The sequence below is a fragment of the Synechococcus sp. BA-120 BA3 genome, assembly GCF_034931285.1.
Classification (GTDB): domain Bacteria; phylum Cyanobacteriota; class Cyanobacteriia; order PCC-6307; family Cyanobiaceae; genus Cyanobium.
In genome coordinates, this window is the sequence record NZ_JAYGHZ010000059.1 from 1 (window position 1) to 7,837 (window position 7,837).

Genomic DNA, 7,837 nt, shown 5'->3' on the forward strand with positions numbered 1-7,837 from the left:
GGCCAGAGGGCCAGCCAGTCAGGCGGGGTGGGCAGGCTGATGGGAGGGGGTTCGGGGGGCGGGGGCGGTGCCGCCGCCAGCAGGCCGATGCCATCGAGCCCGAGCTGGAGCAGGGCCCGCAGGGGGGTGCCGCTGTCGGGCGCCAGCGGCGGCAGATCGATCGGCGGCAGGTCGGCGGGGGTGGCGGGGGAGGAGCGCCCGATCACCAGCAGGCCCTCCACGAAAGGCCCGAAGAGGAAGTTGTTGATGAAGCCCAGCAGCTCGTGGAAGGCCACCACCGCCAGGCCGGTCAGGGTGCCGACCAGGGCCGCCCAGGCCAGCAGGTTCCACTGGAAGGGGAGACCGCGCAGCTCCGCCTCGGGCGCGGCGGCCCGGGGGGCCGGCGCCTCAGCTTTCGGGGCGGACGCTGGCAAAGATCTCCTCCAGGATCTCCCCGGCCCCCTGGGAGCGGAGGGTGCCCGCCAGGGCCACCCCGATCGCCTCGGGATCGGTGGCAGGTCCGCGGCAGCTCTCGCGCAGCAGGCGCTGGCCGTCGATGCTGGCCACCATGCCGGTGAGCACCAGCTCGTCGCCCTCGAAATGGGTGTTGACGCCGATGGGCACCTGGCAGCCGCCCTCCAGGCTGCGCAGGAAGGCCCGCTCGGCCAGGCAGCGACGGGCGGTGGGCTGGTGTTCCAGCACGGCGATCGTCTCGAGCACGGCCGTGTCGCCGGCGCGGCATTCGATGCCCAGGGCCCCCTGGCCCACGGCATGGAGCGAAATCGAGGGATCGATCAGCTCATGGATGCGCTCACCCAGGCCGAGGCGGGTGAGGCCGGCTGCCGCCAGGATCAGGCAGTCGTAGACGCCGGCGTCGAGCTTCTCCAGCCGGGTGATCACGTTGCCCCGCACGTCCTTGAACTCCAGGTGGGGGTAGTGGTGACGCAGCTGGGCCAGGCGGCGCAGGGAGCTGGTGCCCACCACGCTGCCCTCGGGCAGGGTGGCCAGGGTGCGGTCCCGGTGCCGCTCGTGCACCACCAGGGCATCGGCCGGGTCCTCCCGCTCGGTGATGCAGCCCAGGATCAGGCCCTCCGGCAGGTTGGTGGGCAGGTCCTTGAGGCTGTGGACGGCGATGTCGGCCCGGTCGACCAGCATCTGGGCCTCCAGTTCCTTGGTGAACAGGCCCTTGTCGCCGATCTTGGCCAGGGCGACGTCGAGAATCTTGTCCCCCTGGGTGGCCATCGCCTCAATGGTGATCGCCAGCGCGGGGTGGGCCCGGGAGAGCTCATCACGCACCCAGTGGGTCTGGACCATGGCCAGCTGGCTGCGGCGGGAGGCGATGCGCAGGGTGGAGCTGGTCATCGGCGGCTTCGGGCGGCAGCGACCGCTGCCAGGCAACAGCCGCCCAGCCTAGGCATCGGCCCGTCCCGGCCCCAATCCAGCGGACGGAACGTGATCAGCTGATGGGATCCGTTGTCACAGGGTGGGATCAGGCGAACAGATCGAGGGGCAGGGGCCCCCAGGTGTCCTCCGCGCCCGGATCGGAGGCCCCATGGCCGGTGATCAAGAGTCCCTCGCCGAGGCCCTCCTCACGGCGCAGAAGAAACTGTCCTGTGCGCTGGTTGCCCTTGAGGAACACCGGACCGGGGTCCCCCTCGCCGGGATCCCCCGGCTGCAGGGCCGACCAGCCCTGGGCCTCCTCCAGCTGTCGCAGGGCCGTCAGGGCCGCCGCCGCCGAGGGGGCCATGATGCCGAGCGTGAACCAGTCACAGGCCCCCAGCCGGGCGGTGAGCTCCTGACGCAGCACGGAACGACTCTCCCCGTCGAGGGCAGGGGCGGTGCGCAGGCCCCGCAGAGCGGCCAGGCCGGTGGTGGGCAGGTCGGTCGTCACGGGGAGCGCAGCGGTCGGGCCGTCCCACTCTGGGGGTCGACGGGGGGCGGATCACGCCAGAAGGCCAGGCACACCGTCAGCCAGGCCAGCCCGACGGCGGCGCCCGCCAGCAGATCCGTGGGCCAGTGGGCCCGCACGTAAAGGGTGCTGAGCCAGACCAGAGCCACCAGGCCGCAGGCCACCGCCGCCAGGGTGCGCCGCAGGCGGGGATGGTGGGACCCCAGGATCACCACCATGGCGAAGTAGAAGGCCACGGCCCCGGCGGCATGGCCGCTGGGGAAGCTGTGGCCGTCCAGGGGAAGCAGGCTGCCCGGCGGGCGCTGGCGGCTGAACAGCGGCTTGAACACCAGATCCACCAGGATCAGGATGCCGCCGGTGGCCATCACCAGCAGGCGCAGGTCCTTCCACCAGCGCCGCAGCAGCAGATGGATCAGGGCCATGGCCACCAGGACGGCGGTGAAGCCGACGCCGGTGGCCCGGTACACCTGGGTCAGCACCCCGCCCACCTGGCCGTGGAGGTGGTTGCCCAGCCAGTCCAGGACCTCAGCGTCCAGCAGGGCCAGGGGACGGCCCGGGGCCACCGCCACGAACAGCCCCACCAGCACGATCAGGCAGCCGGGCAGCAGGATCCGCTCCCGGGGCAGCAGATGGAACCCCATCACGGCACCAGATGCTGCCGGGGCACCCGCCAGAGGGCCAGCTCCCCGGTGCGGGCCAGGCGCTCGATGCCCTGCGGGGGCAGGCCCAGGGCCTCGAGATCACGACGGTCGCCCACCAGCCGAACGGAGCGAGTGCCCGGCGACAGGGCGAGGGCGTCGGGACCCTGCAGGGCGAGCTGGGTGATGTGGAGGCGATCGGAAACGAAGACGGCCTCCGGCTCGCCGTAGAACAGCAGGCTGTAACGCAAGGTGCCGACGATCAGCAACGGCTCATCGGGTCTGGCGGCGGCCTGGGCGGCGCGGGCCATCTGGCGCAGGGGCACCTGACGCTCCCGGTCCAGCAGGGGGGCGAGCGGGGCGATCACCAGCCCGAGCACCGCCAGGAAGCCGGCCAGACTGGGAAGCCAGAGCCAGTCGCTGGCCCCGGGCCGCAGCAGCAACACCAGCAGGGCCAGGGCCGTCAGCCCGAGGCACACCGAGAGCAGCAGGGGCAGGCCCGAGCGGGACAGGGCGGCGCCGAACTCCGGATAGGCGGGATCCCCCGCCACCCAGCCCGGGGCCAGGGCGGCCGCCACCGCCATGGCGCCCAGCAGCAGCACCTCGAGGCCGGCGGCGATCCGCACCCCCGTCCGCCCCGGGGCCACCCCTTCTGGCGTGGTCGCCTCCGGCAGCGGGTGCCACAGCAACGCCACCAGCAGGCTCGCCGCCGGCAGGGCCGGCAGGATGTAGCCGGGCAGCTTGGTGGCGGCGGCGGAGAAGAAGGCCACCACCAGCACCAGCCAGAGCAGCAGGAACAGCCCCAGGTCCGCCGCGGCGCAGCCATCCCCGGAAGAGTCGGCGGCCGCCGTTCGCCAGCGCGAGGGCCGCCAGAAGCCCTGGGCCGCGATCGCCAGCGGCAGGAACAGCGACCAGGGCAGCACCAGCAGCACCAGCCAGGGCAGATAGAACCAGGGGGGGCCGGGGTGGTCGTAGAGCACGGTCGTGAAGCGCTGCAGGTTGCTGAACCCCAGGAACCCGCCGATGAAGTCGCCGCCGTTGACGGCCGCCGCCGCCGCGTACCAGGGAGCGCACACCCCGAGGAACAGGGCCACCATGGCCAGCAGGGGCCGCCAGCGCAGCCAGGGGCGCCACTGGCCGGTGAGCACCAGGAAGACCACCACCACCAGGCCCGGCAAGAGCAGACCCACCGGGCCCTTGGCCAGCACCGCGATGCCGGCGAACAGCGCCATGGCCACCCGGCCGAGGGGTGCCCGCCAGGGGTCGGACCGGTGGCGATGGGCGAGCAGAAAGCCGAACAGCGCCAGACCGATGGCGCTGGAGAGAAACATGTCGGTGGTGGAGGTGCGTCCCCAGCCGATCCAGCCCGGGGTCGTGGCGATCACCCCGGCCGCCACCGCAGCCCTGAGCAGGCGGGGCCGTCCGGCCTCCCCCGACGGGGACCAGGCCAGCATCAGGCCGAAGGACGCCACGACCACGGCACTGGCGGCGAGGGCCACCGGCAGCCGGGCGGCCCATTCGCTGACCCCGAACAGCCGGAAGCTCAGCCCGACCATCCAGTAGCCCAGGACGGGGTAGTCGAAGAAGCGTTCGCCGTTCCACCAGGGGGTGATCCAGTCGCCCCGCTCCAGCATCTGGTGGCCCACCTCGACGAACAGGGCCTCGGTCTTGTCCATCAGACCGACACTGCCCAGGCCCTGGAAGAAGGCCAGCCAGCAGATCAGCAGCAGCCAGAGGCCGCTCAGAACCCAGACCAGTTGCCTATGGCTACGGGCACGGACACCCTCCGGCCGGGCCCCCCGGACAGCAGAAACCATGCTGGGTCGACGACAAGATCAAGGCGAAGTTAAGGCCAGGGCCCGCCGACCTGTCCCCTGGCCCAGGGCGGAGGGGGCCTAGGGCGTGTTCCAGACGAAGCGGGAGGAGGCCGCATACTTCCAGACGAAGTCGACGGCGATGCCGGCCAGCAAGGCCAGCAGCGGCTGGGGCGTGACCTGCCGGTAGAACGCCGAGGACACCCCGACGTTGGCCGCCATCCCCAGGGAGGTGACCAGCAGGAAGCGGATCAGGCCGAACAGCAGGGCGATGCCGCTGAGCTGCTGGGAGCGGAAGGTCAGCACATTGTTGATCAGGTAGTTGGAGCAGCCGGCGCTGACCACGGCCACCACCTGGGCCTGCTCGAAACTGAGGCCGAGAAGGTCCTGGCTGAGGGCAAACACCAGCAGGTGGATGCCGATGCCCGTACCTCCCACCAGGGCGAAGCTGACGGCCCGCCGGGGCACCATGCGCAGCAGCAGGGTGTGCAGGATCGAGACCCCCAGATCCCAGATCACCGCCAGGTTCAGCTTCGATTCCCCGGCGCTGCGGGGCTGGAAGCTCAGGGGCACCTCGGCCACCGCCAGATGGCCGTGGCTGAGGGCCAGCAGTTCATAGAGAAACTTGAAGCCGTTGACATCCACCTGCCGCACATAGGGGAGGCAGCGCTCGGGGCGGAGGGCGAAGAAACCGCTCATGTAGTCGGTCAGGTGGCGGTAGCGGGGCAGGCTGAACCGGGCCACCGTGTTCGCCCAGGTGGAGTTCCGCTCCCGACGCTCGCTCAGGCCCATGATCCTGGCCTGAGGGTGGAAGCGGCTGCCGACCATGAGATCGCCGCCACTCTCGATCAGGGCGGAGACGGCATGGGCCACCGAGGCGGGTTCGTGCTGGCCATCGCAGTCCATCACCACCACCACATCGCCGGTGGCATCCAGGATGCCCTCCTTGATGGCGCTGGAGAGGCCGAAGCGCCCGACACGACGGATCAGCCGGACACAGCCATGGCGGTGGGCCAGCATCCGCACTTTCTCCGATGTTCCATCACTGGAATCATCATCAACAAACAGAAGTTCGAGATCAAATCTGTCTCTCAGAGGGAGAAGTTCCTCCACGATGGGCTCCACATTGGAGCACTCGTTGAAGGTAGGCAGAACGACCGTCAGCCGCAGGAGCTGTTCCTGTATCGTCATACGAGTTCAGGCGAGCTGCCGAAGAAAATGTCCATGCACTCGCCAGATTGTTTGTGACTTCCCCGGCTGGGGGAGAAGGTTACTTGATGTATTCCTTCAGCACACCATTGCGGTTGGGGTGGCGCAGCTTGCGCAGGGCCTTGGCTTCAATCTGCCGGATGCGCTCGCGTGTGACATCGAAGATCTGGCCGATCTCTTCGAGGGTCTTCATGCGGCCGTCATCAAGGCCATAGCGCAGGCGCAGCACGTCGCGCTCGCGGGGGCTGAGGGTGGCCAACACACCTTCGAGATCCTCACGCAGCAGATTCTTGGCGACATCCTGCTCCGGATTCTCAATATCGGCCTCAATGAAGTCGCCGAGCCTGGAGTCTTCCTCCTTGCCGATGGGAGTTTCGAGCGAGATCGGCAGCTGGGCGGATTTAGCGATGAAGCGAAGCTTCTCGATCGTCATCTCCATGCTCTCGGCGATCTCCTCCTCAGTGGGCTTGCGTCCGAACTCCTGGGACAGCGTCTTGGTGGTCTTCTTGATCCGGGAGATCGTTTCGTAGAGGTGGACAGGGAGACGGATGGTGCGGCTCTGATCGGCAATCGCCCGGGTGATCGCCTGGCGGATCCACCAGGTGGCATAGGTGGAGAATTTATAACCCTTCTCGTGGTCGAATTTCTCGGCAGCGCGGATCAGCCCGAGGCTGCCTTCCTGGATCAGATCCTGGAAGGACAGACCCCGGTTCATGTACTTCTTGGCGATCGAGACGACCAGCCGCAGGTTCGACTGGACCATCTTCTCCTTGGCCCGCCGACCCAGCATCAGCCGGCGGCGGAACTTGATCAGGGGCATGTCGAAGATCGCCGCCCATTCCTTGGTGTCGGGGAAGTGCCCCTTGTCGGCCTCGAACTCGGCCGCCTTCTCCTCCAGCTCGAGCAGATCGGCAATCTTGCGGGCCAGCTCAATCTCCTCATCGGGCCGCAGCAGGCGGATGCGGCCGATCTCCTGGAGATAGACGCGGATCGAATCCTCGGTGTAGACGCCTTTCGGGCCCACCTTGATGCTGGCGAGGGCCTTGGCGCCCTTGGCGTCCTTGCGGAGGTCGCTGCCGGTGTCGGGCAGATCCTCATCCCCGTCGAGCCCGTCATCGAGGACGACCGCCGGGGGCTTCTCGGCAGCAGGTTTGGCGGCCGCGGCTTTGGTCGTCCTGGAGCCGGCCTTGGCGGCAGGCTTGGCGGACCCAGCCTTGGGGGCGGCCGTTCGGGCACGGGCCGCGGTCTTCCTGGCCGTCGCCGCCGAGGGGTCGATGGGCAGCACGTCGCCGTTGGCGGAGACGGTGGCCAGGATCTCAGAAACGGCGGCTTTGGCCTTGGCGGCGACTGGGCTCATGGAAACGACGCGAAAGAAAGGGGTGAGGGGGAATGAAGCGGGCGAGGGAAAGGCGAGCGGGGCAAAGGGCCCGGAGATGGTCAGGAGCGTGATCCCATCAGCCGGTTCCGGTGCTCCGGGTCGGCGTCTGCGGCCCCCATCCTCCACGGTGCCGGTGCGGAGCCGGACGGGAGGGCAAGGAGAGCAACAGGACGTCGCGGGATGGGATGACCCCCCTCACGGGGCCCCTGCCGATGGATGGTGGATGGATCGCTCCAGGAGCGTGGTTGGGATGGTGGATGTCGGCCAGAGCCGTTGCAGGGCTGTCACGGGTGGTCTCAGACCGGAGGAATGAACAGGGAGTGAATCCCTGGATCCTCAGCGGGTCTTCCCTGTGGACGGAACTCTGCGCGGTTCCGACGGCAGCCTTTCGGGCGGCCCAACCCCGTCATCCTAGGAATGGCATGAGATCTTTGCAAGATTGCCAGCCAGCTCCTCACCCTCCCCACCCGGGCACGCCCAGCCAGGCTGGCTGGAGGTCTGGCTGGAAGCCGGCCGGGAGGGACGGACCTTCACCTACGCCAACCCATCAGGCCTGGCCATCGGGGTGGGCGATCTGGTGCGGGTGCGGCTTCAGGGGAGGCCCCACACGGGCCTGGTGGTGGCGACGGCCGCGGCCTGTCCGGCCGCCATGGAGGGACGCGCCATCCAGCCGGTGGACGCGGTGCTGGAGAGCGCCGCGATCGATCCGCTCTGGCAGACCCTGCTGGAGGGCGTGGCCCGCCAGTGCCACACCGGACTGTTCCGCACCCTCAAGAGCGCGCTGCCGCCGGGCTGGCTGGGGCAGGCCCGCCGCCCCCCCGGTCAGGGGCGGGTCCTCTGGACGGTGCGGCCCAACCCGGCCGCGGCCGGTGAAACCGTCACCCCCCGCCAGCAGGCGCTGCTGGACCAC

The 7,837-nt window shown here is 69.5% G+C and carries 7 protein-coding genes and 1 pseudogene; 1 reads left to right on the forward strand and 7 read right to left on the reverse strand.

Going from position 1 to position 7,837, the window contains the following annotated elements; genetic code table 11:
• From VB737_RS04255 to rpoD, 7 genes and pseudogenes are all read right to left on the reverse strand, one after another.
• Positions 1-413 (reverse strand): annotated as a pseudogene (locus VB737_RS04255) (chloride channel protein); the annotation flags it as partial.
• Positions 388-1,341 (reverse strand): hydroxymethylbilane synthase, encoded by a 954-nt coding sequence (hemC, locus tag VB737_RS04260; protein WP_500311403.1) that lies wholly within the window; start codon positions 1,339-1,341, stop codon positions 388-390. The pseudogene VB737_RS04255 and the gene hemC, both read right to left, overlap by 26 nt.
• A 127-nt stretch (positions 1,342-1,468) precedes the next feature.
• The gene (locus VB737_RS04265) at positions 1,469-1,870 is read right to left on the reverse strand and encodes a DUF1824 family protein (RefSeq protein ID WP_500311404.1); all 402 of its coding nucleotides are present in this window, start codon (positions 1,868-1,870) and stop codon (positions 1,469-1,471) included.
• Positions 1,867-2,529, reverse strand: a complete 663-nt coding sequence (locus VB737_RS04270; RefSeq protein ID WP_500311406.1) for a phosphatase PAP2 family protein — start codon at positions 2,527-2,529, stop codon at positions 1,867-1,869. The genes VB737_RS04265 and VB737_RS04270 overlap by 4 nt, the downstream gene beginning before the upstream one ends.
• Positions 2,529-4,343: an ArnT family glycosyltransferase gene (locus tag VB737_RS04275; RefSeq protein ID WP_500311408.1), complete on the reverse strand. Its 1,815-nt coding sequence runs from the start codon at positions 4,341-4,343 to the stop codon at positions 2,529-2,531. Before VB737_RS04275 ends, VB737_RS04270 begins: the two co-directional genes overlap by 1 nt.
• Before the next feature lie 78 nt (positions 4,344-4,421).
• A complete protein-coding gene (locus VB737_RS04280) occupies positions 4,422-5,531 on the reverse strand; it encodes a glycosyltransferase (RefSeq protein ID WP_500311410.1) in 1,110 nt (369 codons plus the stop codon).
• 79 nt (positions 5,532-5,610) lie between these two features.
• Positions 5,611-6,906, reverse strand: a complete 1,296-nt coding sequence (gene rpoD, locus VB737_RS04285) for an RNA polymerase sigma factor RpoD (protein ID WP_500311413.1) — start codon at positions 6,904-6,906, stop codon at positions 5,611-5,613.
• A gap of 460 nt (positions 6,907-7,366) precedes the next feature.
• On the opposite strand from rpoD, the gene VB737_RS04290 reads away from it, so the two are divergent.
• Positions 7,367-7,837: primosomal protein N' family DNA-binding protein (locus tag VB737_RS04290; RefSeq protein WP_500311415.1), on the forward strand; the 471-nt coding region annotated here is incomplete at its 3' end.